Consider the following 24,260-nt stretch of genomic DNA (forward strand, 5'->3'; position numbering starts at 1 on the left):
GCCTATTCAGCTCGCACGGAGCCGATCCATTGCCCGATCAGAACGGAACGTCGTCGTCGAGATCGTCGCCGAAGCCGCCGCCGAAATTGCCGCCCTTGTTGCCACCCGAATTGTAACCGCCGCCGCTGCCGCCGCCGCGCGATCCACCGCCCTGACCGCCGCCATAGCCGCCGCCCGAACCGCCGCCGAAATCGTCACCGCCACCGAAGTCGCCGCCACCGCTGCGACCACCGCCGCCGCCCTGGCCGCTGCCGGGACCGTCGAGCATCGTCAGCACGCTGTTGAAGCCCTGCAGCACGATTTCGGTGCTGTACTTGTCCTGGCCGTTCTGGTCCTGCCACTTCCGCGTCTGGAGCTGGCCTTCGATATAGACCTTCGAGCCCTTGCGCAGGAAGCGTTCGGCGACGTTCGCCAGCCCTTCGTTGAAGATCGCGACCGAATGCCATTCGGTCTTTTCCTTGCGCTCGCCCGAATTGCGGTCCTTCCACGATTCCGACGTGGCAATGCGCAGGTTCACCACCTTGCCGCCATTCTGGAACGAGCGCGACTCGGGGTCGCGGCCCAGATTGCCCACCAGAATGACCTTGTTGACGCTACCAGCCATGGCTGAAATTCCTCGTTCGAAACCTGATCGTCGCTGTTATGCGAGTGCGCCGCGCATTGCCAGTGGCGTCAGTCTCCGTCGCAGCTGAACCGGAAACGGTTGTCGAGTTCGACCGGAAGCACCAAAGTCCGCAACCCCGCCGCCCGCGACGATGCGCACAGCATGTCGCGCGCCTCGCCGCTGTTGGTGCGATAGGCGTCCTTATACTCCGCCACCAACACCGCCTTGCCGGCGGTCAGGAACGGGGCCAGCCGGTCGCATTCGGCATATTCATGGCATTGTTCGTTGATGGCGAAGTCGAACGCCGGAGCAAGCACCGCCACCTGATCGAGATCGTTCTTCAGGGCGATCGACAGGCCGCGCTTATGCGCTTCGGCAGCGAGGAAACGGTTATAGTCGAGCTGCTGGTCGGCGGTGATGTCGAGGCCGTTGCGGTTGGCATAGGCATCGACATTGTCCGGCTCGACCGCGTCGCAGCCCTTGGCCTTCGCCAGATCGAGCCGCAGCGCCATCACCCGGCGGACATTGGTCGAAGTGACCGCCAGCCAGCGCTCCCCCGCCCAGCCGTCGAGCGCCGCGCCGCGATCGGCAGCAGTGAACTCGCCATCGTCGCTGCGCCAGTTTTCGGACGATCCGGCGGAGAAATAACAGATTACGCGGCGTCCGGCGGCGTGCAGCGCGGCGATCGTCGCGGGCGGCGTGTCGAACAGGTCGATGTCATAGGCGTCGACGGCGTAGCGGGTATCGATCGTTCCGCTCAGCTGCCATTGCCACGTCGTTACGGGTGCCGGACGCCACCAGCCGGTCGTGGTCGGGGCGGGTGTCGGGGTCGGGGTCGGATGCGGCGAAGGTGCTGGCGTCGGGGTGGGATTCGGGGCGACCACCGTGCCGCCCTCCGCCGCGCCGCCGCCACCACATGCGGTCGCCAATAGCGCAAGCGCCAGCGCTGCCGTCCTGCCCGTTCCCATCCGCCTATCGCCCTTCCCCGTCGGCGCCCGCTACGCGACGGCGTCCTTTGCGGCAACACAGGTTTCGGTCTGGTCAATTCGGCGACGCCGCGGCACATTCGGATCGAAAGGAACCGCGATGGGCGACGTCATCAACCTCAACCGCTTCCGCAAGGCCCGCGCCAAGGCGGAACGTGCCCATGAAGCCGACGCCAACCGCGCGAAGTTCGGACGGACCGCCGTCGAGAAGGCACGCGACGACGCCGATGCCGCGCGGCGTAAGGCGTTGCTGGATGGGGTGAAGCGGGAGGAGTAGAACGAAACCGTTCGTGCTGAGTAGGGGCTGAGCGCAGTCGAAGACCCGTATCGAAGTACCCCCGGCGCGGTCCTTCGATACGCCATTTCGACAAGCTCAATGGCTACTCAGGACGAACGGCAGCCTCTGCCCTTTATCCCAACCCGAAGGCAACCGCCGTCCAATAGGTCGCGCCCGCCGCGATATAGGCAAGTGCGAACAGATAGCCGATCATCACCAGCGGCCATTTCCAGCCATTGGTCTCGCGCCGCGCGACCGCGATGGTCGACAGGCATTGCGGCGCGAAGACGAACCACGCCAGGAAGGCGAGCGCGGTGGCGAGGCTCCAGCGCCCGGCCAGCCGCCCGCCCAGTTCCTGTGCGCCCTGTTCCTCGTCCGCCGCGTCGATGGCGTAGACGGTCTGGAGCGCCGACACCGCGACTTCGCGTGCGGCCATCGCCGGGATCACTGCCAGCGACATTTCGTGGTTGAAGCCGATCGGGCGCAGCACGACCTCCAGCCCCGACGCGATCCGACCGGCGATCGAATATTCGGACTGTTTCACCCCCGCCGGCGCGACCGGATAAGAGGTCAGCAGCCACAGCGCGACCGTCACCTGCAGGATGATCGTGCCGGCGCGGCGCAGGAACACATAGGCGCGCTGCCACAGGCCGATGGCGATATCGCGGATCGAGGGGAGCTGATAGCGCGGCATTTCCATCAGGAAACCGCCGCCGACGCCCTTGGTCGCGGTCCGGCGCAGCACGAAGGCGGCGATGACCGCGCCGAGGATACCGGTCAAGTACAGCACCAGCAGCACCAGCCCCTGTAGTCCCACGCCTGGCAGCACCTGGCGCGCCGGAATGAACGCGCCGATGATGACCGCATAGACCGGCAGCCGCGCCGAACAGGTCATCAGCGGCGCGATCAGGATCGTGGTCAGCCGTTCCTTGGGATCGTCGATCGAGCGCGTAGCCATGATTCCGGGAATCGCGCAGGCGAAGGACGACAGCAGCGGGATGAAGGCGCGACCCGACAAGCCGACCCCGCTCATCAACCGGTCCATCAGGAACGCGGCGCGGACCATATAGCCCGATGCCTCGAGCAGCAGGATGAACACGAACAGGATCAGGATCTGCGGTAGGAACACCACCACCGATCCGACGCCGTTGATGACCCCTTCGACCAGCAGGTCGCGCAGGAAATTATCGGGCAGCGTCGCAGCTGCAGTGTCGGCCAGCCAGCCCTGTACGCCCTCGATCCAGCCGATCGGCGCTTCGGACCAGCTGAACACTGCCTGGAACATCACGAACAGGATGGCGAGCAGCAGGATCGGACCGGCAACCGGGTGCAACGCGATGCGGTCGACGCCGCGGGTGACCGCGCGCGAGCGGGGCTGTTCGACCACCGCGGTGCGGGCAATGCGGCGCGCCTCGCGCTGGAAATGGCGGATATCGGCATCGACCTCGTCGATCGGTGCCGACCGCGCACCACCCGACAGCGCGGCAGCCAGCGCTGCCCGCAATTCGTCGAGCCCGCGCTTGCGCACCGCGACCGTCGCCACCACCGGCAGGCCGAGTTCGGCGGACAGCACGGCCAGGTCGATCTTCAACCCGTCGCGCGCCGCCATGTCGATCATGTTGAGCGCCAGCACCATCGGCCGGCCGAGCGATTTGAGCTGGAGAACGAATCGCAGGTGATTGTCGAGATTGGTCGCATCGGCGACGACGATCATCGCATCGGGCACGCGCTCGCCCGCCTGCCGCCCGAGTACGACGTCGCGGGTGACCGCTTCGTCCGGGCTGGAAGGATCGAGGCTGTAGGTGCCGGGCAGGTCGACCAGCTCGACCGGTCGCCCGTCGTCGAGTGCGAGGCGGCCCGAATGGCGTTCGACGGTGACGCCGGGATAGTTGCCGACCTTCTGCCGGGCGCCGGTCAGCGCGTTGAACAGCGCGGTCTTGCCGGCATTGGGATTGCCGACAAGCGCGACCAGAGGTGCGGGGTTCACGTCGGGTCCGGTCAGCCTGCCAACGGTGCGACGCGGATCGCGCCGGCGACATGGGCACGCAACGCAACGGTCATCCGCCCGATCCGACAAGCGAGCGGTCCGCCGGATAGCATCGCACGGTGGAGCAGTTCGATATCGACGCCCTCATCGAGGCCGAACTCGCGCAGGCGTCGTGCCTCGGTCGGCGACATCCGCTCCCATTCGATCGACGCGACCGTGGCCTGCTGGGTCCGCGGCAACTGGGCGAGATTGAGATTGGGAGCAAGCATTGCGACTAATTAGCAATAAGCCCGCGCCATGGAAAGGGGATTCTTTCGGACTAGACGGCCGGATAGCGCAGTCGTCCGACGAACCGCGACAAGCTCAGCCGTCGTTCGGGATCGCGCGACGCCAGCATCCGCCCCTTGAACTTTTCGAAGCGCATGATGCCGTCGATCCGCCGCGCCAGAAAGGCGCGGGTATCGGCATGGCCGCCGCTTTCGTCGTCGAGGAAGACGGTGATGGTCGCGGCGTAGACCGCGCCGAGCATCGCCCGCTTGGTATAATGATTGTAGTCGGTCGCGCTGTCGCCGGCCAGCCGCCACATCAGGTCGACCGTCCGCCAGCCAAGCCTCGCGGCGCGTGCGACATTCTGCGGCATGGCGAGGATCGCCAGCGCGCGACGCAGCGCCTCGCGCTCGCCCGCCACCGCCGCCAGCCGAGCCTCGATCAAGGCGGTGATGCGTTCGCGGATCTTCATCGCCGACAGGCGGTCGGCAGGCAGCGCTTCGATCATCCGCCGGTCGATCTCACCGAACCACGCGTCGATCATGTCGACGGCCCCGCCAGCATAGGCGAGGCGCGCGACATCGGCATCGGCGCCGAAGCTCTGTGCCGCCGCCGCGACCGCCTTGTCGTTCCAGCCGTCGAACGCGGCATTGGCGGCGACCAGCGGGGCGAGCGCCGCACGCAGTTCGTCGAGCGTCAGGTCGGCAGGTGCCAGCGGGGCCATCGCATCCTCCATCATCGCTCCTAGCTAGGGCGTGGTGCCGGAAACGGCAACGGCGGAACCGGGGGACGGTCCGGACGCTGTGCGGGTGACAGCCTATTCCAGAAGGATTTCACGATGGCCGATACGTTGAACGCCACGCTCTATCGCATGGTCCTGCCCGATCACATCTGTCCGTTCGGCGTCCATGCCAAGCAGTTGCTCCAATCGGCGGGCTATAGCGTCGACGACCGGATCCTGCGATCGCGCGAGGAGGTCGACGCGTTCAAGGCCGAACAGGGCGTCGATACGACCCCGCAGGTGTTCATCGATGGCGAGCGGATCGGCGGCAGCGACGATCTCGAACGCTATCTGGCCGGGCAAGCGGGGTAATCGTCCGAAAGGTGGAACGCCGCTTTTTCCTGCCTTCGCCGCATCGATCGGCCTATAGGCGCGGCGTTACCGCCATTTCGGGGATGTTCATGCCGTTTCGTTCGCTCGTCGCCCAGCCCGCCGATTCCCTGTTGCGCCTGATCGGTGCGTTCCGGGCCGATCCGCGGGCCCACAAGATCGACCTGGGCGTCGGCGTGTTTCGCGACGATCATGGCCATACCCCGGTGATGCAGGCCGTGAAGCAGGCCGAGATGCGGTTGATCGCGACGCAGGACAGCAAGGCCTATCTGGGGCCGGAGGGCGACAAGGGCTTCGTCGCGCTGCTCGAACCGCTGGTGTTCGGCCCTGCCCCGGCCGCCGACCGCCGCTGCGGATTGCAGACGCCGGGCGGCACCGGTGCGCTGCGGCTGGGCGCGGAGTTGCTGGCCAAGGCGGGGGTGCGCCGCATCCTGATCGGGCAGCCGAGCTGGGCCAATCATGCGCCGGTATTCGCCGCGGCGGGCATCGTCGTCGTTCCCCATGCCATGTTCGACATGGAGGCGCAGACGGTCGACCTGCCCGCGATGCAGGCGGCGATCGGACAGGCGGAGGCGGGCGACGCGATCCTGCTGCACGGTTGCTGCCACAATCCGACCGGCATCGATCCCACTGCCAGCGATTGGCAGGCGATCGCCGTCGCCATCGCCGATAGCCGGCTCGTGCCGTTCATCGACCTCGCCTATCAGGGGCTGGGCGACGACATGGCGAGCGACGCAGCGGGCGCGCGCGCGGTAATCGATGCGGTACCGTTCGCGCTGGTCGCCTATTCCTGCGACAAGAATTTCGGGCTGTACCGCGAACGCACCGGTGCGTTGTGGGTGACCGCGCCCGATGCCGAGGCACGTGACATCGTCCTGTCGAACCTGCTGGCGCTGGCCCGCGCCAACTGGTCGATGCCGCCCGATCATGGCGCGGCGGCGGTGCGGATCGTGCTGGAGGACGAACAGCTTGCGGCCGACTGGCGCCGCGAACTCGATGCGCTGCGTAGCCGGTTGCAGGGGCTGCGCGCCGAACTGGCCGCGATCGGACGGGCGGGATCCGTCGATCTGGCGCCGCTTGGCCGGGGCAAGGGCATGTTCGCCACGCTGCCGCTGTCGCCGTCGCAGATCGAATGGCTGCGCGCGACGCACGGCATCTACATGGCAGGGTCGGGCCGGATCAACATTGCCGGTTTCGCGCCGGGCGACATCACGCGCTTCGGTGAAGCGCTGGTCGATCTGGCGCGCGCCGGCATCGTGTGACCGATCGCCCCGAAACCTTGCGGTCTGTCTGCTGCCGCCGGCTTGCGCGATGACGGTCGCGGCGATATCGTCGATCGTATATCAAGCTGGGGGGCTTCATGTACGTAGGTCGAGTGCTGGCCGTCGCGGTTGCGGCGGTGCTGGCGTTGGCGGTCGTGGACGCGAGCGCGCAGGAACGCACCGCGGCAAAGGCCGGGTTCGAACTGCCCGCCGGCAGCGGCAAGACGATCCTCGTCTTCCGCCCGACCGTATCGGTCGGGGCACAGTCGACCGGCGGCATGTTCGAACCCAATGGCGACTGGACCGAACAGGCGCGCAAGAACCTCGAAACCGCGCTTGCCGAACAGCAGCAGCGGCTGGGCAACAAGGTGATCTCCGCCCCCGACAGCTATGGCGCCGATGCACAGATGGTCGAGGAATATGCCGGGCTGTTCGCGGCGGTGTCGCAATCGGTCATCAACTACCAGTTCTTCCCCGGCAATCGCCTGCCGACCAAGAAGCGCGACAACAAGTCGAGCGTGTTCGACTGGTCGCTGGGCAGCGGCATCGCCGCGCTGCCCGGTGCCAAGAACGCCGACTATGCGCTGTTCCTGTATAACAAGGACGCCTACGGATCGACCGGGCGCAAGATCCTGCAGGTCGTGGCGTTCCTCGGGCCGGGCGTTGCCGTCAAATCGGGCGAACATGCCGGCTATGCCGGGCTGGTCGACCTGAAGACCGGCGAACTGGTCTGGCTGAACGCCGACAATGCGATGGGTGGCGACGTGCGGACACCGGAGGGTGCGCAGAAGCGGATCAGCCAGTTGCTCGAAGGGATTCCCGGCAGCACGGCGGCACCGGCCGCAGCGGCGACACCGGTCAAGACCGCGGCGCGATGACCGCGTTCGCGCGCGGCGCCGCGGCGCTGGTCGCGCTGCTCGCCATCGCGGCAGCCCCGATCGGCAAGGCGCCGCCCCCGCCCCCCTATGCCGGCATCTACCAGCCGCAGGGCGTTGACGAGATCGGCGCGTGGCGCGAGGCCGATGAGGACGAACGCGCGCTGGCCAACGCCCCGAGGTGATCCGCGACGAGGCGCTGAACGGTTATGTGCGCGGAGTGCTGTGCGCGACGGTCGGCAAGGACCGCTGCGCCGCGACCCGCATCTACGTTCTACGGGTGCCGGTCTTCAATGCCAGCATGTCTCCGAACGGCACGATGCGAGTGTATAGCGGCCTGTTGCTCCGCGTTCGTAACGAGGCGGAACTGGGCGCGATCCTCGGCCATGAGTTCGGCCATTTCGAACGCCGCCATTCGCTGGAACGGTTCAAGGCGCAGCGGACCGGCACCGACCTGCTGAGCTGGGCAGCGGTGCTGGCGTCGATGGCACCGGGTTATCAGACGCGCGCCGGATACAACGACATGCGGTGGTCGGTGTACGGCCAGCTGTACCGGTACAAGCGCGATCAGGAACGCGAAGCCGATCTGCTGGGCCTTGGTTATCTGAACGCAGGGATGCTACGCCCGCAGGCAGCGGCCAGCGTCTGGCGCAACGTCATGGCCGAAGCCGAGGCTTCGTCGCGCGCTCGCGGTTTGTCGAAGCCACGCTACGACCTGTTCGCCTTTTCGGCCTCGCATCCGCCTGACGTGGAGCGAGCGGCGACGATGGCAGCGCTCGCCGATCCGCAGGGAGATGGCCGCGACGATGGCGCGGATCGCTATGCGAAGGCGCTGGCGCCATGGCTGCCGACCTTTCTCGACGATCAGATCAAGCTCAACGATTTCGGCGCCAGCGACTATCTGATCGCGATGCTGGCCGAACCGGGCTGGACCCCGCGGCTGTGGTTGGCGCGGGGCGATTTGTACCGGACGCGTGGCAATCCGCGCGACCTGGTCAACGCCGCCGAATTCTATGCCAACGCCATCGCCGCCGACGCCGCGCTGGCCGACGCCTATCGCGGCCTGGGTCTGTCGCTGCTCAAGACCGGCCGGCCGAGCGAGGGGCGCACCGCGTTGCGTCGCTATCTGCACCTGAAACCCGATGCGCCGGATGCGGGCATGATCGCCATGCTTGCCCCGGCCGAACCCGTGGAGCCATGACCATGTCCGTCCGCCGCCTGCGCCGCACCGCGCTGCTATTCGCCGCCGTCACGATGATCGCGACCCCGGTCGCCGCCAATGGCTATCGCGAGAAGGGGAAACCGGTCGTCATCGCCGGGTCGACCCTTCGGGTGACGCCGCCGCGCGACTGGAACCTGTTGTCGATCCGCCCGGGCAAGAAGGCGGAGACCTGGACGCTGGACGGCGAGCAGCTCAACGACGTCACCTGGTATGCGGGGATCGCGGCCAACGAGCCGCTGGTCCGCGAAACCAGCCGCAAGCAGAAACCACTGCCGAAGCTGAAGCAATCGACGTTGCTGGTCGAGATTCCCGAACTGCTCGAGACGACCTATCGCACCGAACGGCAAATCGGCGATTTTCAGGTCACCGGATCGGCGCCCGACCCGTTCCTCGGCCAACCTGGTATCCGCTTCAGCTACAGCTATGTCGACAGCGATCACCTGCCGCGCAGGGGCGAGGCGCGCGCGACGCTGATCGGCGGCAAGCTGTACATGGCGACCTTCGACGCGCCGCGGACGCATTTCTTCGACCGGTCGCTGGCCGATTTCCGCGCGCTGACCGATACGGCGACGCTGTCCTGATTAGGACGCGGGTGCCCGCCGCGCGCTGACCATCGCCAGCGCGGCGGCGACCAGCACCGCACCCACCGCGTCGAGCATCGTCAGCCGCTCGCCATAGGCCGCCCAGCCGATCGTCGCACCGACCAGCGGCTGGACCAGCAGCGCTAGGCCGACGACCAGCGGGCTGAGGTGGCCCAGCGCATAGATCATTAGCCCCTGCCCGGCGATCTGGCTGACCAGCGCCAGTGCCAGCAGCGGACCCCATATGGTCGGCAGGATCGTTTCGCCCAGCGCGATCGCCAGCAACAGCAGCGGCAGCACGCTGGCGATGCTCGACAGCGCCAGCGCGGGCACCGGTGCCATGGTCTGGCGTACGCGGCGCATCGCGATGAAATAGACCGCGTACAGCACGCCGGCGAGCACGCAGAACAGGTCGCCGGCCAGATGGCGCGACGACAATTCGGCCGAGCGCCCTAGGAGCAATACCCCACCGACGGCCGCCAGCAGCAGCGCACCGCCCTGCGCCCGCGTCGGCCAGTGGCGCATCGCGAAAAAGCCGTAGATCGGGAAGATCAGCACCGCGCAATTGCCGAACAGCGTCGCGTTGGCGAGGGTCGTGCGCAGGATGCCGATATGCCATGCGCCGAGATCGACGGCAAAGGCGATGCCGCCGATCAGCAGCGGCACCAATATCGACCCCGCCCGCCCCAACGCACGGCGATCCGTCCACAAAGCGGCGACCAGCAGCACCGGCAACGCCAGCGCGATCCGCCAGAAGGCGACGGCCACCGGCCCGGTATCGGCAAGCCGCACGAACCACGGCCCGAATGCCAGCGCCACATTGGCGACGATGACTGCGGCAATCGCGCGACGCGGTGTTCTTGGGTGCGGCATAATTTTTGTTTCAGGCGTTACCGGCTGCATGCCGCCCCCTACCGCCCTATCTTTCTGGCGTCGCCTGAATTCAAAGTTTCGTGGAGTTTACCCTATGCCGACCCTGTTCGATCCGATCACGCTGGGGGATATCGAAGCGCCCAACCGTGTGTTGATGGCGCCGCTGACCCGTGGTCGGGCCACGCGCGAGCATGTGCCGACCGCGATCATGGCCGATTATTATGCGCAGCGTGCATCGGCGGGGCTGCTGATCTCTGAAGGAACCGGGATCAGTCGCGAAGGGCTGGGCTGGCCGTTCGCGCCGGGGCTGTGGACCGACGAGCAGGTCGAGGCGTGGAAGCCAGTGACCGACGCCGTCCACCGCGCCGGCGGCCGGATCGTCACCCAGCTATGGCATATGGGCCGGGTGGTGCATCCCGACTTTCTGGGCGGTGAGGCCCCGCTCTCCTCGTCGGCGACGACCGCACCGGGACAGGCGCATACCTATGACGGGAAGAAGCCGTACGAGGCCGCGCGCGCCGCGACGCTCGACGATATCGCCCGGGTGCTCGACGATTATTCGCGCGCCGCGCGCAATGCCAAGGCCGCCGGGTTCGATGGCGTGCAGTTGCACGCCGCCAATGGCTATCTGATCGACCAGTTCCTGCGTGACGGGGTCAACCATCGCGACGACGCCTATGGCGGATCGCCCGAAAACCGCATCCGGCTGCTGGGCGAAGTCGTCGACCGGCTGATCGCCGAAGTCGGTGCCGGCCGGACTTCGGTGCGCTTCTCGCCCAATGGCGATACGCAGGGGGTGATCGACAGCGATCCGGCGTCGGTGTTCGCGCCCGCCGCGAAGCTGCTGTCGGACAAGGGCATCGCCTTCCTCGAACTGCGCGAACCCGGCCCCAATGGTACCTTCGGCAGCGCGACCCAGCCGCGCGTGTCGCCCGAGATTCGCAAAGTCTTTGCCGGTCCGCTGGTGCTGAACCAGGATTATCGCGGCGACACTGCGCAGGCCGAACTCGATGCCGGCATTGCCGACGCCATCGCCTTTGGCCGGCCGTTCCTCGCCAATCCCGACCTGCCGCAGCGGTTGCAGACCGGGGCCGAGCTCAATGCCGACAATATGGCGACGTGGTATTCGCGCGGGCCGGAAGGCTATACCGACTATCCGATGCTGGAGCGCGAAGCAGCGTAATTCAGCCGCAACGGATCGTTGCGGTGCCGCGCTTGCGGCATTGCGGCGATCCCGCGACGGTGACCGCGCCGCCCCCCCGTCGCGGTCACCTCGGCGGTGTAGCGCGCGCGGTAGCGCCCGCCGCCGCTTCCTTCGCTGCGAACCTGCAACGCATCGATCGTCAGGCATCGGCGTCGATCGTACCCGGGCCGTTGATCGTGAAGCGGCCCTGCCCGCTTTTGCCCGCCAAGGCGATCGTTCCGGCACCGATCAGCGTCGCCTGGACCGATCCACTGCCGAGCGATCCGATGCGAATCATGCCGTCGCCGGTCAGCGCCAGATCGACGCGGGCGGCGGTGGTCCGCTCGACCTCGATACTACCCGCCCCGCGCAGCGCCACGGCGGCAAGTCGGTCGTTGCGTAGCTCGATCACCGGCGCCGCGCCGGTGGCGACGATCGGTCGTCCCCGATCGTCGCGTGCCGGCACGACGACCAGCGTCTGCCCCTCGACACGGACCTGTACCGTCGCGATCGCTGCCGGCTCTCCGACGATCCGGTTGGTCGCGGACGGCTCCGCCATGACCCGCACGGTGAAAGGGCCGTCGACGCGGATGCGATCATATCCGGTCAGCATCAGGCGCTTTTCGGCAGGCGGGAAAGCCGGTGCCGCCAGTGCGAGCGCGATCAGGGTGGCGAACATGCAACCTATATCCTGCACCGCCGCCAGACGGGCAAGTCGGTCAGCCGCAATCGACGGTGCCGGTACCCACCCGGTTCACTACGCAGCGCGCATCGGGGCCAAGCGTGGCTGATCCGGCGCCGACCAACGACACGTCGGCTGGGCCATTAATATCGGCGCTGATATCGCCCGTCCCCGCGATCGATACGGTTGCTTCGCCGGCCTTGACCTGTTTCGCGTCGATATCGCCGGTGCCCGCCACCGACAGCGTCAAATGGCGTACCGCGCCTGCCGCGGCGATCGTACCGGTACCGGTAACGCTCAACGCGGCGCGGTCGCCGCGCAACTGGCCGATCGTCATGTCGCCCGATCCGCTCAGGGTAGCGGCAAAGTTTTCGCCGGTCCGATCGATACTGATATCGCCCGATCCGGCCAGCGCCGCCGCAGCGATGGTCGGCATGGTGACGCGGATGCGCGCACCGTCATCGCCTTTGCCCCAGAAAGTGTCGCTCTTTCGGCCAATCTTCAGCATGTCGCCGTCACGACGGATCTCTAGGCCCTCCGTTGCGGCCTTGGTCCCCTCGACCCGTACGGCGAAGGCTGGTCCCTGAACGATCTCGACCGCATCGCTGCTCGACAATGTCACGCCGGTAAAGTCGCGCAGGGCGGCATCGTTGCTCGGCGGCGCATCCCGCTCGCCCTTATCGCCTGCACTACAGGCCGCCAGTCCCAACGTCGCTGCCAGCATCCACCGCATCGTCATCTCCTGTGTATTGGTGATGCGATACACCAAGGCGGATCGATGTGCCAGTACGACCAACGAGAAAGGGGCGACCGTTGCCGGCCGCCCCCTGTTCGATCGGACCGATCGACCGTTCAGGCCGCGGTCTTTTCCTTGTTATAGACCGCGGCGGCATCGCGTAAGATCTCGATGATCCGCTCCAGTGCCTTCGGCTCGTCGACCTGTTCCATCGCCGCAAGTTCGCGGGCGAGGCGGCTGGCCGCCGCTTCGAAGATCTGGCGTTCGGAATAGCTCTGCTCGGGCTGGTCGTCGGCACGGAACAGGTCGCGGACCACTTCGGCGATCGACACCAGGTCGCCCGAATTGATCTTCGCTTCATATTCCTGCGCACGGCGCGACCACATGGTCCGCTTGACCTTGGGCTTGCCCTTCAGCGTCTCCATCGCCTCGCGCATCGTCTTGTCCGACGACAGCTTGCGCATGCCGACACTTTCCGCCTTGTTGGTCGGAACGCGCAGGGTCATCCGCTCCTTTTCGAAGCGCAGCACATAGAGTTCGAGTTGCATGCCAGCGATTTCGCTACGCTGGAGTTCGATCACACGGCCGACGCCGTGCTTGGGGTAAACGACATAATCGCCGACATCGAAGGACAATGCCTTGGCAGCCATTGGTAACCTTTCCGTGGTCGTCGTTCCGATGCCATCGTCCTCCGCCAATCGCTGTTCGAACGGCGGCTGGCAGGGTGGTCAAGGAACGTTGCTAAAGGTGATCTCCGGGCGGGGCATGAAAATTTTGCCTCCGTCTCGTCAGTCTATAACATCTTGGTAAGAAAATTACCAGTGCAAAGCCACGCGGCCGGAACCGCATGTGCGGACCGGCCGTGGTTCCACGTGAAACGATTTGGGACAGCCGATCGAACCGGCCGATCGATCAGTCGCCCGCGCCGGGTTCGGGCGAGAAATGCTCGATCTTGTTCTCGACACCCTTCCACTTGTCGGCGTCGGGCGGGGTCTGGTTGGCGTTGCGGGTGACGTTAGGCCACTGCGCCGAATAGGTATTGTTCAGCTCGAGCCACTGTTCCAGCCCGCTTTCCGTGTCGGGCAGGATCGCTTCGGCCGGACATTCGGGTTCGCAGACGCCGCAGTCGATGCATTCGCTGGGATTGATGACGAGCATGTTCTCGCCCTCATAGAAGCAGTCGACCGGGCACACTTCGACGCAGTCCATATATTTGCAGCGGATGCAGGCGTCGGTGACGACGTAGGTCATGGGTCGAACAAGCTCCGGGAAAATCGAATCGAACCCGCGTTATGCCGGGTCTTCGCCTCCGTCAACGGGGGCGGCACCCGTCGGTTCCAGCCGGGTGTAGAGTGCCGCCGCTTCGACGGGTGGTCCGCGTCGATGCGGCAATGCGTCGACCCGCAGGATCTGCACCCGGCCATTGTGGGGAAAGGCGATGACCATGCCGACCCGGACCGGGCAATGGGCGCGATCGATGCGACGCCCGTCGATTCGCAACAGACCCTTGATCGCAATTGCCTGCGCCGCGCTGCGTGTCTTGGCGAAACGAGCATACCACAGGAACATGTCCAACCGCACTTGCGGCACATGCTCGGCGGCCGGCGTCGCCATCAACGGCGAAACTCGATGTCGGCGAGCGCGGCGAAGGCATTGCCCGGACGCGGTCGAGGCGGCTGGACTGACGGTGGACCGCGCCGACGCGGCGGATGCCAGCGCCATTGCGGCGCGTCGCCTTCGCCGGCGATCGGGCGAAAGCCGAGATGCGCCATCATCCGGGCGATCGTCTCCGCCTTCAGTCCGATCGAGGTCGCCAGCGCCGGATCGGGCGCGAACGGCGCATTGCCCTGTCGCGCATCATGCGCGGCACGCGCGAGCCGTTCGATCAGATCGACGCGCACCGCCTGCGGACCGAAGCGACGATAGCCCCATGCCCCCTGCCCCGCCGGCAACACCGTCGCCGCATTGGGGGCGAGCGGTTCGATCGCGTGGCCGTCGCGGGCGGCCAGCAATGCCGCCCGCCACCGCGCCGCAGCCGGTTTGAACAAACGTGCGTCGAACAGGTCGAGCGCCCCGATCGCTACCCCCGCCTTACGCAACCGTCGCCGGTCGTCACCAGTCAAGGGAATCAGCATCGCCTCGAACCCGTCGCGGGGCGCGATGCCGCCAACTTCGGTCAGCGCCGCCGCCACCGCGCGCAACGCCCCGCTCGCCGCCGGATCGCGAGCCAGCGCTGCAAGCGCGCCCAGCGTCGGGGCGCGCTTCGTAAGCTCAGCCTGGATCCATGCCGCCAGCCGATCGCGTACCTGCCCCTGCGCCGCGCGATCGAGCACCTGCAGGCTGCGGTCGAGGGTAACCACCGGTCGGTCGAGCGTCGTCCCGCCGGTCAGCGTCGCCACCTCCAGCCCGTTCCACGTCAGCACCGGCGCCATGCGGGGTTCCGCGACCAGCGCCAGTTCGGCGTCGCCCGCGACCGTCAGTTCGGCACCCCGCTTGCGCAGTTCGGCGGCCAGCCCCTTTTCGGCGGCAGCGATCAACAGTCGTTTGTCGGCGACCCTGGTGTCCGGCGACACTTCGAACCGGAACCCGGTCAGCCGGCCGAGAAGGTGGCCATCGACGCTGACCGCACCATCGACGGCGACATCGACCGGCAGGTCGGCGGCACCCGCACCGATCCGCCGGAGCAGCAAGGTCGTTCGCTGGTCGACGAAGCGTTGGCGCAACCGGTCGTGCAGCGCATCCGACAGCTTCTCCTCGACACCCCGGGTGCGGGCCGCCCAATGTTCGGGGTCGAGCAGCCAGTCGGCGCGATGGGCGATATAGGCCCAGCTGCGCGCCGCCGCGATTCGCCCCGCGATCGTCTCGACATCGCCGTTCATTTGATCGAGCCGCTGCAATTCGTCGGCGAACCATTGGTGCGGGATATGCCCCGCCCCCTCGCTGAGATGGCCGAAGATGCGCCCGACGAAGCGGCTATGCGGATCGGGGCCGAGCTTGCGGAAATCGGGCACCCCGCACGCCGCCCAGAGTCGGCGGACCATGACCGGCGAGCGGGTTCGCGCCCTTACCCAATCTTCTTCGGCAAGCCGTTTCAGCACGATCAGATCGATCGCCTCGGGCGCGGCGGTCAGTACCGGATCGGTCGGCCGTTCGGACAGGCTGTCGATCAGCGCATCGAGGCTGGAGAAATCGGGTTCGCCGCGCCGCCAGTAAAGCCGCTCGAGCGGGGGCACATGATGCCCCTCGATCGCGATCACCTCTTCGGGGGTGAAGGCGTTCGGCCCTTCTTCGACCAGCGCGCCGAACGTTCCGTCGCGGTGATGGCGGCCCGCCCGCCCCGCGATCTGCGCCATCTCCGCGATGGTCAGCCGCCGCTGCCGCCGCCCGTCGAACTTGCGCAACGAGGCGAAGGCGACATGCGCGACATCGAGGTTCAGCCCCATGCCGATCGCATCGGTCGCGACGAGGTAATCGACCTCGCCTGACTGGAACATCTCGACCTGTGCGTTGCGGGTCCGTGGCGACAATGCGCCCATGACCACCGCCGCCCCGCCGCGCATGCGGCGGATCGCCTCGGCCACGGCATAGACCTCTTCCGAAGAAAAGGCGACGATCGCCGACCGGCGTGGCAGGCGCGATAGTTTCCGCGCGCCGGCATAGCTCAGCGTCGAGAAACGCGGGCGCGAAATGATCTCGGCATCCTTGACCAGCGCCCGGACCATCGGCCGCAGCGAATCGGAACCGAGGATCATCGTCTCCTCGCGCCCCCGTGCGCGCAGCAACCGGTCGGTGAAGACATGGCCACGCTCAGGATCGGCACCCAACTGTGCTTCGTCGAGCGCGACGAAGGCCGTTTCGCGCTCCAGCGGCATCGATTCGGCGGTACACAGGAACCAACGCGCCTTGGGCGGGACGATGCGTTCCTCGCCCGTGACCAGCGCGACATTCTCGACGCCCTTCAGCGCGACGACCCGGTCGTAATTCTCGCGCGCCAGCAGCCGCAGCGGAAATCCGATCATCCCCGACGCATGACCGCACATCCGCTCGATCGCGAGATAGGTCTTGCCGGTATTGGTCGGCCCCAGCACAGCAGTGACCGGGCTACGCGCGAACTGGCTCATCTCCTTTAACATCGGGACTGTCGTGGCATGACGCAACGGCTTTCGACGGTTCCGCAATCCGCTTTCGTCCCGGCGCTGACCGACCACGCCTTGTCGCAGCCACCGCCTGTCCAGCCAACGGTTCATTTGACTTTAAATCTTTGGCTTCACAGGGGGATCGGAACGGGCCGGGTCGGGCGGCCGAAACTGGGGGCTACAGGTGTTCCTGCGTACCGATGAAGGACTGGAACTCGCCGGCGGCACCAGCGCGCTGCGCTTCGGTCGTGCGCCGGTCATCGCCGCCCCCGCAGCCGCATGGCGCAGGCGGATCGACTCGTTCGACTGGACCCCTGACCTCGGCGCCGACATCGGATCGCGCGACTGGTGGCGGGGTCTCGCCACCTGCATTGCCCTTTGCGGTACGGTGTGGATGCTGTCACCCGGCTTCGACCGACCGATCTACAGCGCCGTCCCCGCCGCACTCGACGGCAGCGCACTCGACGAGGCGCGCAGCCTCTCCTTCGGCGCCAGCGCGCTCGGCGGCACGAGCGGCATGCGCCTTGCTGCGACGTCGCGGGTCCGCCCGCTGGCCAACACCCCCGAACGGCCGATCGTGGAAGCGACCGCGACGCTCGGCAGCGGCGTGGCCGGCGCATTGCAGCGCACCGGCGTCGGCGTGAGCGAAGCGCAGCACGTCGCGGCAATGATCGCCAGCCGCGTCGATCCCGCCGAACTGATGCCCGGCACCCGGCTCGACGTCACGCTCGGACGACGCGAGACGCCGAGCCTGCCGCGCCCGCTCGAACGACTCGCCTTCCGCGCGAAATTCGATCTGGCACTCGAAGTCGTCCGTGAAGGCGGCACCTTGCGCCTCGATGCGCGGCCGATCGCCATCGACCATACCCCGTTGCGTATCCAGGGGCGCGTCGGTGCCAGCCTGTACCGTGCCGCGCGCGCCGCCGGTGCGCCGGCCAAAGCCGTCGAATCCTATATCCGCACCGTCTCCGGCCTCGTGCCGATGGGACAGGTCGGACAGGATGATCGTTTTGACCTGATCGTCGAACAGGCCCGCGCGGCCACCGGCGAGGTGCAGCTCGGCCAGCTCCTCTATGCCGGGCTAGAAGGGCGCCGGGACGTCCGGCTCGTCCGCTGGCAGGATGGCAGCCGCACCGAATGGCTCGATCCCAAGGGCGTGGGCGAGCGCAAGGGATCGATGATCTGGCCGGTCGCCGCGCGCATTTCCTCAAATTTCGGCTGGCGCGTCCATCCGGTGCTCGGCTTCAAACGCCTGCACAAGGGCATGGACTTCGCCGCCGCCTATGGCAGTCCGATCCGCGCCACTACCGATGGTCGCGTCACGATCGCCGGACGCCATGGCGGCTATGGCAATTTCGTGAAGCTCGACCATGGCGGCGGCCTCGCCACCGGCTATGGCCATATGAGCCGGATCGTCGTCGCGCCCGGTACCCGCGTCGCCCGCGGTCAGGTGATCGGCTATGTCGGGTCGACCGGTCTGTCGACCGGGCCGCATCTTCATTACGAATTGTGGAAGAACGGCGTGGCGGTCAATCCGCGCTCGGTCCCCTTCGCGACGGTGCAGCGGTTGCAGGGGGAGGAACTCGGACGTTTCCGGGCGCTGGTCGGTCGCCTGATGGGCGTCACCGCCCGCTAATCAGCGTCCCGTCCGCCAACGGCGGATGGTACGCTCGACCATCGCCTCCTCGCCCCCCGATTCCTGCCACAGCGATGTGAACGACGGCGAACCCGATGCCGGGCAACGTTCGGCCTCCAGCGGATCGAACGCGACCCGGATCGGCGTCGTCACCCCTTCGCCGACGATGATGCATTCGCGGTTGCGCAGCGCCGGGATCGAGTCGAGAAAGCCGCGCGCGTCTTCGGGCATCGCCGCACGCACGAACGCCTGATCGCGTTCGTTGTTGAGCCGCATGGTCAGGATCGTGCCGCATTGCGACAACACCCCTTCGGCAAGATCGGACGGCCGCTGCGTGATCAGCCCCAGCGACACGCCATATTTGCGCCCCTCCTTCGCAATCCGGCTGAGAATGTTCGCCGCCGCCGAATTGGTCCCCGACCGTTCGTTCGGCACGTACCGATGCGCTTCCTCGCAAACGAGTAGCACGGGTCGGGACGCTTCGCCGCGCGACCAAAGCGCGAAATCGAACACCAGCCGGCTTAGCACCGCGACCACGACCGACGTGATTTCGGACGGCACACCCGACACGTCGATGATCGAGATCGGCTTGCCCTGCGCCGGCAAACGAAACACGCGCTTGACGAACGCCGCCATCGTGTCGGCGACGAGCATGCCCGAAAACATGAAGCTGTAGCGGGGATCGCCGCGCAGTTCCTCGATCCGGGCCTTCAGCCGCAGGAACGGTGCATTGTCGCTGGCACGGTCGAGCCGTGCCATTTCCGCCTGAACGATGTTCGACAGGTCGGTCAGCAGGTAGGGGATCGGGGTGTCGACGGTCAGCCGCGCGACCTCCTGCGCCATGCGGCTCTTGCTCTTGGCGGCGAGCAGGCAACGGGCAAGGATATCCGCCTCCACCTGCCGCGCCGCGCCGCCGGGGGACAGCAGGATATCGCAATGTTCCTGAAAATTGAGCAGCCAATAGGGAAGCTGAAGGTTGGTCACATCGAGCAGTTCGCCGGTACCGACGAACGCCGCGCCATATTCGCCGTGCGGGTCGATCACCACGATATGTCCATGCGGACTGGCTTCGCAGATACGGTGCAGGATCAATGCTGCAGAGGTCGACTTGCCGGTGCCGGTCGATCCGACCAGCGCGAAATGCTTGCCAAGCAGTGCATCGACATACAGGGCGGCATGCATATCGGGCGCCATATGAACATGGCCGACGGTGATGTGCGGCCGGTCCTGCTTTGCATAGATTTGTCGCAGCGCGTCGCGCGTCACCGGATAGACCGGACTTCCCGGCAGAGGATAGCGCGTCACGCCACGTCGAAAGCCGCGCAGCCCCTGCGTCGGCTCGGGCTGATAGGCTTCTCCCATCAGGTCGACATCGGCGACCAGATTGATACCGTCATCGCCCAGCCGGATCGACCGGATGGCGGCGACGATCCACATCCGCCCGACCTGCATCGTCACCAGCGAACCTACCTGCCCCACCTGTCCGGCCGGATCGTCGGGGTCGCTCGCCAGCGCCTGCAGCGTCGGCAAGTCGAGCAGCAGGCGACTCGATGCGCCGGCGATATCGAGCAGGACCCCGATCGGCCCCGCTGCATCGATCGATTCGGCCGCCATGGGAACGGACGATGGCGGGCGGGTATGAAGCGTCATGCCCGCCAAGATATTGGCGGACCGTAAATTTTGCGTGTCAGATCCGCTCGCCGCTCAACCTTTGGCAAACCATGTCAAGCTGGCCGAGCGTCGAGTAGTTGACGGTGATCGTTCCGCCTTTCTCGCCGAAGACGATATCGACCTTCAGCCCGAGCACGTCGCCCAACTGCCGCTCCAGCGCACGCAGGTCCGCATCGCTGGCACCGTCCCCGCCGCCGCCTTCGTTCGCCGGACGCGGTGGACGTGGCGCCTTGCTCTCACGCGGTTCGCGGGCGTTACGCGCAAGTCGCTCGGCATCGCGCACCGACAACCCTTTGGCGACGACCTTCTCGGCAATCGTCTCCGCGCCGGGCACGTTGATGAGCGCACGGGCATGGCCCATGCTCAACCGTTGGTCGCCGACCATGTCCTGAATCGGCTTGGGCAGTTCGAGCAGGCGCAGCAAATTGGTGACGTGGCTGCGCGACTTGGCGACGAGGTTAGCCAACGCTTCCTGCGTATGGCCGAATTCGTCGATCAGCCGGCGATAACCCTCCGCCTCCTCGATGGCGGTCAGGTCGCGGCGCTGGATGTTTTCGACCAGCGCGATTTCCATCGTCTCGGCATCGGTGAAGTCGCGAACGACCACCGGTACTTCGTGCAGTCGCGCACGTTGTGCCGCGCGCCAGCGGCGTTCGCCCGCGACGATCTGATAGCCCTTGCCATGCGGTCGTACGACGATCGGCTGAATGACACCGCGCGCCGCGATCGACTCTGCCAGTTCGTCGAGGGCCGATTCATCGAAAAAGCGGCGCGGCTGTCCGGGCAATGGCGACAGCGCGGTGACGGGCATTTGCCGAACGCCGCTGGGCGGGCTCGACGCGCGCGGGCTCGATCCTTCGCCATCGGGTTCGCCCAGGAGCGAACTGAGTCCCCGGCCCAATCCCCCGGCGCGGGGACGACGCGGTGCAGCCTGTTCGCTCATGCCGCCTCCGCCAGACCGGGCAGTCGTGCGATCACTTCGCGGGCTAGCGCGATATAGGCTTCCGACCCGGCACAGCGATAATCATAGATCAGCGCCGGCATGCCATGGCTCGGCGCCTCCGACAGGCGGACATTGCGCGGGATCACCGTATCGAACACTACTTTCCCCAACACCGCGCGCACATCGTCCGACACTTGATCGGTCAGTCGATTGCGACGGTCATACATCGTCAGCACTACCCCGAGGATCGCAAGCCCCGGATTGAACCGCCCGCGGATACGCTCGACGGTGGTCAGCAACTGGCTCAATCCTTCCAGCGCAAAGAACTCGCATTGCAGCGGCACCAGCAGCGCATGGCTCGCGACCATCGCGTTGATCGTCAACAGCCCCAGTGATGGCGGGCAGTCGATCAGGATGACGTCCCATTTCCCGCCGCTCGCTTCAACCACCCGGTCGAGCCGGTGGGTCCGCGCCTCGAACTCAATCAGTTCGATCTCGGCCCCCGACAGGTCGACCGTTGCCGGCACGATCGACAGCCGCGGCACTCGCGTCGCGACGGCCGCCTCGTTCAGCATCATGTCACCGACCAGCAGGTCATAGGTCGAATATTCGCGATCGTTGCGACCGATACCCAGCCCGGTCGAGGCATTGCCCTGCGGATCGAGGTCGAGGATCAGTACGTCCAGTCCGGTCGCCGCGAGTGCGGTGCCCACATTGATCGCGGTAGTGGTCTTGCCGACGCCCCCCTTCTGGTTCGCGATGGCGATGCAAATCATGCTCGGCGCACTCCCCTGGCGACCACGATCGACGAGGTCGGATCGGTTACGCTGTGTTCCACGTGGAACGTTCCGACCCATTCGGTGCCGGCTTCGGCGACCTCTTCGGCAGCCGAACGTCCCTTCGGCAACACCCATATCGTATCGGAGTCGCTATGCCGATGGCCGATTGCGAACAGCGCCGAAAGTTTCGCGACGGCACGCGCGCTGATGATCGCGGCGGGACGGTCGGCAGCCAGTTTCTCGATCTTCGCCTGATGCACGACGACGTTGGTAAGGCCGAGTGCTTGCGCCATTTCGGTCAGCAACGTCGCCCGGCGTGCGCGCGGTTCGACCAACACCACCCGCCGATCGGTCAGGACCGCCGCGACGATTCCCGGAAAACCCGCACCCGACCCAATATCGACCCAGTCGCCGGGCGAGGCATCGTCGGTCAGCGGCACCAGCTGCGCCGAATCGAGCAAATGCCGGTCCCAGATATGATCGACCGTCGATGCCGCGATCAGATTCTGATGCGCGGTTTCAGCGACGATGCGCTCGGCAAAGTGCGCCAGCAACGCCGTCCGTTCGCTGCCGAAGCGCGACTCGATCCAGTCGCGCGCGTCTGCTTCGATCATGCCGCCAGCTTGCCCGACCGGTGATGGAGCAGGATAGCCACCAGCGCGGCAGGCGTCACGCCCTGGATCCGTCCCGCCGCCGCCAGCGTTTCCGGCGCTGCCAATGTCAGCCGCTCGACCATCTCGTTCGACAGCCCCGGCACCGCGCGATAGGCGAAGTTAGGCGCCAGATCGACATGATCGACCCGCGCGGCCGCCAGCTCCGCCGCCTGCCGTTCCAGATACGGTGCATAGCGTGCGTCCTCGATCAGTTCGCTCAGCACGTCGTCGTCTTCCGCAATGCCAAGATGCTCGGGCGCGATGCCAGCGACCAACAACCATTCGGCGCCACTGCGCGTATCAGTTCCATTCACCGGCGCCCCTTTGGTCGCCAGCACATTCGCAACGTGACGCTGTGCAAGCCGCTCGCGCAACGCTTCCCGACGCGCGGCACGGGCATCCTGTTGCGCTACGCGTTCGACCGACAATAGTCCCGCCGCCGCCCCGATCGCCCCGAGGCGGGTCGCCGCATTGTCCGATCGCAGATGCAGTCGATATTCAGCGCGGGCAGTCATCATCCGATAGGGTTCGGACACGCCCTGCAACACCAGGTCATCGATCATCACCCCGATATAGCTCGACTCGCGCGGCAGGATCAGCGGGTCCAGCCCGAGCGCAGCACCGGCCGCATTCGCCCCTGCGACAAGCCCCTGCCCGCCGGCTTCCTCATATCCGGTCGTACCGTTGATCTGCCCGGCGAAATACAGTCCGTCCAGCGCGCGCAGCGCCAGCGTCGGCGTCAACGCGCGGGGGTCAATATAATCATACTCGACCGCATAGCCGGGCGTGACGATCTCGACCCGTTCGAGACCGGCGACACTGCGCAGCATCGCCAGCTGAACATCGGTCGGCAGCGACGTCGATACGCCATTGGGATAGACCAGATGCGTGTCGAGCCCTTCGGGTTCGAGAAAGATCTGATGCCCGTCGCGGTCGCCGAAGCGATGCACCTTGTCTTCGATCGATGGACAATAGCGCGGCCCCCGCCCTTCGATCGAACCGCCGAACAGCGGCGACCGGTCCAGCCCGGCGCGAATGATATCGTGCGTTTCCGCCGTCGTCCGCGCGATGGCACAGGCCAGTTGCGGTAGCCGCTGCGCGGGATCGGACAACGGCGACATCGTCCAAATATCGGCATCGGACGGCTGCTCGGGCAGCACCGCCCAGTCAATTGTCCGCCCGTCGAGCCGTGGTGGCGTACCGGTCTTCAATCGCGCGATCGGCAGCCCCAGGTCGCGTAGCTGCGCTCCCAGTCGGGTCGCCGCGCGTTCGCCGGTCCGGCCACCGATCTCCCGTTCCTCGCCTCGGAACATGGTTCCGCCAAGGAAGGTGCCGGTTGCCAGAACGATGCTCTGCCCAGCAATCGTCGTGCCGTCGGCAAGTTCGACGCCCCGAACTCGGCCAGCCTCGACGATTAGCGCAACGGTATCGCCGGCCATCACCGTCAGCTTCGGATGAGCGAGCAACGTTCTAACCGCCGCGGCATAGCGAACACGGTCCGCCTGTACGCGCGGTCCCTGTACCGCTGATCCCTTCGATCGGTTCAGCATGCGGTGATGGATCGCCGCTGCATCGGCCGCGCGCCCCATCAGCCCGTCGAGCGCATCGATTTCGCGGACGATATGCCCCTTGCCCAATCCGCCGATCGCGGGATTGCACGACATCGCCCCGATCCGCGTTGGATCGAAATCGATCAGCAGCGTCGTCGCGCCGCGCCGCGTCGCTGCCGACGCCGCTTCGGTGCCGGCATGGCCGCCACCTATCACTATCACATCAAAGGTCATGCACAGGTTCCA

At 66.6% G+C, this 24,260-nt stretch carries 26 protein-coding genes; 9 read left to right on the forward strand and 17 right to left on the reverse strand.

What is annotated here, in order from left to right; translation table 11 throughout:
- Positions 1-37 precede the first annotated feature (37 nt).
- Together AAIO73_RS12945 and AAIO73_RS12950 are read right to left on the reverse strand one after the other, a co-directional pair.
- Positions 38-604 (reverse strand): single-stranded DNA-binding protein, encoded by a 567-nt coding sequence (locus tag AAIO73_RS12945; RefSeq protein WP_345878631.1) that lies wholly within the window; start codon positions 602-604, stop codon positions 38-40.
- A gap of 68 nt (positions 605-672) precedes the next feature.
- Positions 673-1,572, reverse strand: coding sequence for an endo alpha-1,4 polygalactosaminidase (locus tag AAIO73_RS12950; protein ID WP_345878632.1), 900 nt, complete (start codon positions 1,570-1,572; stop codon positions 673-675).
- A 118-nt stretch (positions 1,573-1,690) separates the two neighbouring features.
- Between AAIO73_RS12950 and AAIO73_RS12955 the strand changes: the two genes are divergently transcribed.
- A complete protein-coding gene (locus AAIO73_RS12955; RefSeq protein WP_345878633.1) occupies positions 1,691-1,867 on the forward strand; it encodes a DUF4169 family protein in 177 nt (58 codons plus the stop codon).
- 133 nt (positions 1,868-2,000) lie between these two features.
- Here the strand turns inward: AAIO73_RS12955 and feoB are convergent, their stop codons facing one another.
- The 3 genes from feoB to AAIO73_RS12970 are packed head-to-tail and all read right to left on the reverse strand — an operon-like array spanning position 2,001 to position 4,860.
- On the reverse strand, positions 2,001-3,854 hold the full coding sequence (feoB, locus tag AAIO73_RS12960; RefSeq protein WP_345878634.1) for a ferrous iron transporter B: 1,854 nt from the start codon (positions 3,852-3,854) through the stop codon (positions 2,001-2,003).
- An 11-nt stretch (positions 3,855-3,865) separates the two neighbouring features.
- A complete protein-coding gene (locus AAIO73_RS12965; protein WP_345878635.1) occupies positions 3,866-4,123 on the reverse strand; it encodes a FeoA family protein in 258 nt (85 codons plus the stop codon).
- A gap of 50 nt (positions 4,124-4,173) precedes the next feature.
- Positions 4,174-4,860 carry a COQ9 family protein gene (locus AAIO73_RS12970; RefSeq protein WP_526023804.1) on the reverse strand — a complete coding sequence of 229 codons (687 nt, stop codon included), beginning with the start codon at positions 4,858-4,860 and terminating at the stop codon, positions 4,174-4,176.
- A gap of 99 nt (positions 4,861-4,959) precedes the next feature.
- Here AAIO73_RS12970 and AAIO73_RS12975 point away from each other — a divergent pair, with 99 nt between their 5' ends.
- The 6 genes from AAIO73_RS12975 to AAIO73_RS13000 all read left to right on the forward strand — a co-directional run bounded on the left by AAIO73_RS12975 (position 4,960) and on the right by AAIO73_RS13000 (position 9,172).
- Positions 4,960-5,214, forward strand: a complete 255-nt coding sequence (locus AAIO73_RS12975; RefSeq protein ID WP_345878637.1) for a glutaredoxin domain-containing protein — start codon at positions 4,960-4,962, stop codon at positions 5,212-5,214.
- Between the two features lie 89 nt (positions 5,215-5,303).
- On the forward strand, positions 5,304-6,494 hold the full coding sequence (locus AAIO73_RS12980; RefSeq protein WP_345878638.1) for an amino acid aminotransferase: 1,191 nt from the start codon (positions 5,304-5,306) through the stop codon (positions 6,492-6,494).
- A gap of 98 nt (positions 6,495-6,592) precedes the next feature.
- Positions 6,593-7,372 (forward strand): hypothetical protein, encoded by a 780-nt coding sequence (locus AAIO73_RS12985; protein WP_345878639.1) that lies wholly within the window; start codon positions 6,593-6,595, stop codon positions 7,370-7,372.
- Positions 7,369-7,554: a hypothetical protein gene (locus AAIO73_RS12990; protein WP_345878640.1), complete on the forward strand. Its 186-nt coding sequence runs from the start codon at positions 7,369-7,371 to the stop codon at positions 7,552-7,554. Before AAIO73_RS12985 ends, AAIO73_RS12990 begins: the two co-directional genes overlap by 4 nt.
- Complete coding sequence (locus AAIO73_RS12995) at positions 7,551-8,570, forward strand: M48 family metallopeptidase (protein WP_345878641.1); 1,020 nt, start codon at positions 7,551-7,553, stop codon at positions 8,568-8,570. The genes AAIO73_RS12990 and AAIO73_RS12995 overlap by 4 nt, the downstream gene beginning before the upstream one ends.
- Positions 8,567-9,172: a hypothetical protein gene (locus tag AAIO73_RS13000; protein ID WP_345878642.1), complete on the forward strand. Its 606-nt coding sequence runs from the start codon at positions 8,567-8,569 to the stop codon at positions 9,170-9,172. Before AAIO73_RS12995 ends, AAIO73_RS13000 begins: the two co-directional genes overlap by 4 nt.
- On the opposite strand, the gene AAIO73_RS13005 is transcribed toward AAIO73_RS13000, so the two are convergent.
- Positions 9,173-10,045: a DMT family transporter gene (locus AAIO73_RS13005; protein ID WP_345878643.1), complete on the reverse strand. Its 873-nt coding sequence runs from the start codon at positions 10,043-10,045 to the stop codon at positions 9,173-9,175.
- Between the two features lie 94 nt (positions 10,046-10,139).
- Here AAIO73_RS13005 and AAIO73_RS13010 point away from each other — a divergent pair, with 94 nt between their 5' ends.
- The gene (locus AAIO73_RS13010) at positions 10,140-11,228 is read left to right on the forward strand and encodes an alkene reductase (RefSeq protein WP_345878644.1); all 1,089 of its coding nucleotides are present in this window, start codon (positions 10,140-10,142) and stop codon (positions 11,226-11,228) included.
- A gap of 160 nt (positions 11,229-11,388) precedes the next feature.
- Here the strand turns inward: AAIO73_RS13010 and AAIO73_RS13015 are convergent, their stop codons facing one another.
- The 6 genes from AAIO73_RS13015 to AAIO73_RS13040 form a co-directional block, all read right to left on the reverse strand.
- Positions 11,389-11,907, reverse strand: coding sequence for a GIN domain-containing protein (locus AAIO73_RS13015; RefSeq protein WP_345878645.1), 519 nt, complete (start codon positions 11,905-11,907; stop codon positions 11,389-11,391).
- A gap of 40 nt (positions 11,908-11,947) precedes the next feature.
- Positions 11,948-12,643 carry a head GIN domain-containing protein gene (locus AAIO73_RS13020; protein WP_345878646.1) on the reverse strand — a complete coding sequence of 232 codons (696 nt, stop codon included), beginning with the start codon at positions 12,641-12,643 and terminating at the stop codon, positions 11,948-11,950.
- Between the two features lie 119 nt (positions 12,644-12,762).
- On the reverse strand, positions 12,763-13,296 hold the full coding sequence (locus AAIO73_RS13025; RefSeq protein ID WP_345878647.1) for a CarD family transcriptional regulator: 534 nt from the start codon (positions 13,294-13,296) through the stop codon (positions 12,763-12,765).
- Between the two features lie 262 nt (positions 13,297-13,558).
- Complete coding sequence (fdxA, locus tag AAIO73_RS13030) at positions 13,559-13,897, reverse strand: ferredoxin FdxA (protein ID WP_242118839.1); 339 nt, start codon at positions 13,895-13,897, stop codon at positions 13,559-13,561.
- Between the two features lie 39 nt (positions 13,898-13,936).
- Positions 13,937-14,260, reverse strand: coding sequence for an RNA-binding S4 domain-containing protein (locus AAIO73_RS13035; RefSeq protein ID WP_345878648.1), 324 nt, complete (start codon positions 14,258-14,260; stop codon positions 13,937-13,939).
- Positions 14,260-16,767, reverse strand: coding sequence for a helicase-related protein (locus AAIO73_RS13040; RefSeq protein ID WP_345878649.1), 2,508 nt, complete (start codon positions 16,765-16,767; stop codon positions 14,260-14,262). The genes AAIO73_RS13035 and AAIO73_RS13040 overlap by 1 nt, the downstream gene beginning before the upstream one ends.
- A gap of 199 nt (positions 16,768-16,966) precedes the next feature.
- Between AAIO73_RS13040 and AAIO73_RS13045 the strand changes: the two genes are divergently transcribed.
- On the forward strand, positions 16,967-18,418 hold the full coding sequence (locus AAIO73_RS13045; RefSeq protein WP_345878650.1) for a M23 family metallopeptidase: 1,452 nt from the start codon (positions 16,967-16,969) through the stop codon (positions 18,416-18,418).
- On the opposite strand, the gene AAIO73_RS13050 is transcribed toward AAIO73_RS13045, so the two are convergent.
- From AAIO73_RS13050 to mnmG, 5 genes are all read right to left on the reverse strand, one after another.
- Positions 18,419-20,032: an ATP-binding protein gene (locus tag AAIO73_RS13050; RefSeq protein WP_345878651.1), complete on the reverse strand. Its 1,614-nt coding sequence runs from the start codon at positions 20,030-20,032 to the stop codon at positions 18,419-18,421.
- A gap of 73 nt (positions 20,033-20,105) precedes the next feature.
- Positions 20,106-21,032 (reverse strand): ParB/RepB/Spo0J family partition protein, encoded by a 927-nt coding sequence (locus AAIO73_RS13055; protein WP_345878652.1) that lies wholly within the window; start codon positions 21,030-21,032, stop codon positions 20,106-20,108.
- On the reverse strand, positions 21,029-21,808 hold the full coding sequence (locus AAIO73_RS13060; RefSeq protein ID WP_056457743.1) for a ParA family protein: 780 nt from the start codon (positions 21,806-21,808) through the stop codon (positions 21,029-21,031). Before AAIO73_RS13060 ends, AAIO73_RS13055 begins: the two co-directional genes overlap by 4 nt.
- Positions 21,805-22,425: a 16S rRNA (guanine(527)-N(7))-methyltransferase RsmG gene (gene rsmG / locus AAIO73_RS13065; RefSeq protein WP_345878653.1), complete on the reverse strand. Its 621-nt coding sequence runs from the start codon at positions 22,423-22,425 to the stop codon at positions 21,805-21,807. Before rsmG ends, AAIO73_RS13060 begins: the two co-directional genes overlap by 4 nt.
- Positions 22,422-24,248, reverse strand: coding sequence for a tRNA uridine-5-carboxymethylaminomethyl(34) synthesis enzyme MnmG (gene mnmG / locus AAIO73_RS13070; protein WP_345878654.1), 1,827 nt, complete (start codon positions 24,246-24,248; stop codon positions 22,422-22,424). The genes rsmG and mnmG overlap by 4 nt, the downstream gene beginning before the upstream one ends.
- Positions 24,249-24,260 lie beyond the last annotated feature (12 nt).

The sequence above is a fragment of the Sphingomonas epibiotica genome, assembly GCF_039615155.1.
Lineage (GTDB): Bacteria > Pseudomonadota > Alphaproteobacteria > Sphingomonadales > Sphingomonadaceae > Sphingomonas.

Bases quoted from the DNA above. Each gene is read 5' to 3' on its own strand.
- AAIO73_RS12945 (WP_345878631.1), bottom strand. From the start codon at position 604: ATGGCTGGTAGCGTCAACAAGGTCATTCTGGTGGGCAATCTGGGCCGC.
- AAIO73_RS12950 (WP_345878632.1), bottom strand. From the start codon at position 1,572: ATGGGAACGGGCAGGACGGCAGCGCTGGCGCTTGCGCTATTGGCGACC.
- AAIO73_RS12955 (WP_345878633.1), top strand. From the start codon at position 1,691: ATGGGCGACGTCATCAACCTCAACCGCTTCCGCAAGGCCCGCGCCAAG.
- AAIO73_RS12965 (WP_345878635.1), bottom strand. From the start codon at position 4,123: ATGCTTGCTCCCAATCTCAATCTCGCCCAGTTGCCGCGGACCCAGCAG.
- AAIO73_RS12970 (WP_526023804.1), bottom strand. From the start codon at position 4,860: ATGATGGAGGATGCGATGGCCCCGCTGGCACCTGCCGACCTGACGCTC.
- AAIO73_RS12975 (WP_345878637.1), top strand. From the start codon at position 4,960: ATGGCCGATACGTTGAACGCCACGCTCTATCGCATGGTCCTGCCCGAT.
- AAIO73_RS12980 (WP_345878638.1), top strand. From the start codon at position 5,304: ATGCCGTTTCGTTCGCTCGTCGCCCAGCCCGCCGATTCCCTGTTGCGC.
- AAIO73_RS12985 (WP_345878639.1), top strand. From the start codon at position 6,593: ATGTACGTAGGTCGAGTGCTGGCCGTCGCGGTTGCGGCGGTGCTGGCG.
- AAIO73_RS12990 (WP_345878640.1), top strand. From the start codon at position 7,369: ATGACCGCGTTCGCGCGCGGCGCCGCGGCGCTGGTCGCGCTGCTCGCC.
- AAIO73_RS13000 (WP_345878642.1), top strand. From the start codon at position 8,567: ATGACCATGTCCGTCCGCCGCCTGCGCCGCACCGCGCTGCTATTCGCC.
- AAIO73_RS13005 (WP_345878643.1), bottom strand. From the start codon at position 10,045: ATGCCGCACCCAAGAACACCGCGTCGCGCGATTGCCGCAGTCATCGTC.
- AAIO73_RS13010 (WP_345878644.1), top strand. From the start codon at position 10,140: ATGCCGACCCTGTTCGATCCGATCACGCTGGGGGATATCGAAGCGCCC.
- AAIO73_RS13015 (WP_345878645.1), bottom strand. From the start codon at position 11,907: ATGTTCGCCACCCTGATCGCGCTCGCACTGGCGGCACCGGCTTTCCCG.
- AAIO73_RS13020 (WP_345878646.1), bottom strand. From the start codon at position 12,643: ATGCGGTGGATGCTGGCAGCGACGTTGGGACTGGCGGCCTGTAGTGCA.
- AAIO73_RS13025 (WP_345878647.1), bottom strand. From the start codon at position 13,296: ATGGCTGCCAAGGCATTGTCCTTCGATGTCGGCGATTATGTCGTTTAC.
- fdxA (WP_242118839.1), bottom strand. From the start codon at position 13,897: ATGACCTACGTCGTCACCGACGCCTGCATCCGCTGCAAATATATGGAC.
- AAIO73_RS13035 (WP_345878648.1), bottom strand. From the start codon at position 14,260: ATGGCGACGCCGGCCGCCGAGCATGTGCCGCAAGTGCGGTTGGACATG.
- AAIO73_RS13040 (WP_345878649.1), bottom strand. From the start codon at position 16,767: ATGAGCCAGTTCGCGCGTAGCCCGGTCACTGCTGTGCTGGGGCCGACC.
- AAIO73_RS13050 (WP_345878651.1), bottom strand. From the start codon at position 20,032: ATGGCGGCCGAATCGATCGATGCAGCGGGGCCGATCGGGGTCCTGCTC.
- AAIO73_RS13055 (WP_345878652.1), bottom strand. From the start codon at position 21,032: ATGAGCGAACAGGCTGCACCGCGTCGTCCCCGCGCCGGGGGATTGGGC.
- AAIO73_RS13060 (WP_056457743.1), bottom strand. From the start codon at position 21,808: ATGATTTGCATCGCCATCGCGAACCAGAAGGGGGGCGTCGGCAAGACC.
- rsmG (WP_345878653.1), bottom strand. From the start codon at position 22,425: ATGATCGAAGCAGACGCGCGCGACTGGATCGAGTCGCGCTTCGGCAGC.
- mnmG (WP_345878654.1), bottom strand. From the start codon at position 24,248: ATGACCTTTGATGTGATAGTGATAGGTGGCGGCCATGCCGGCACCGAA.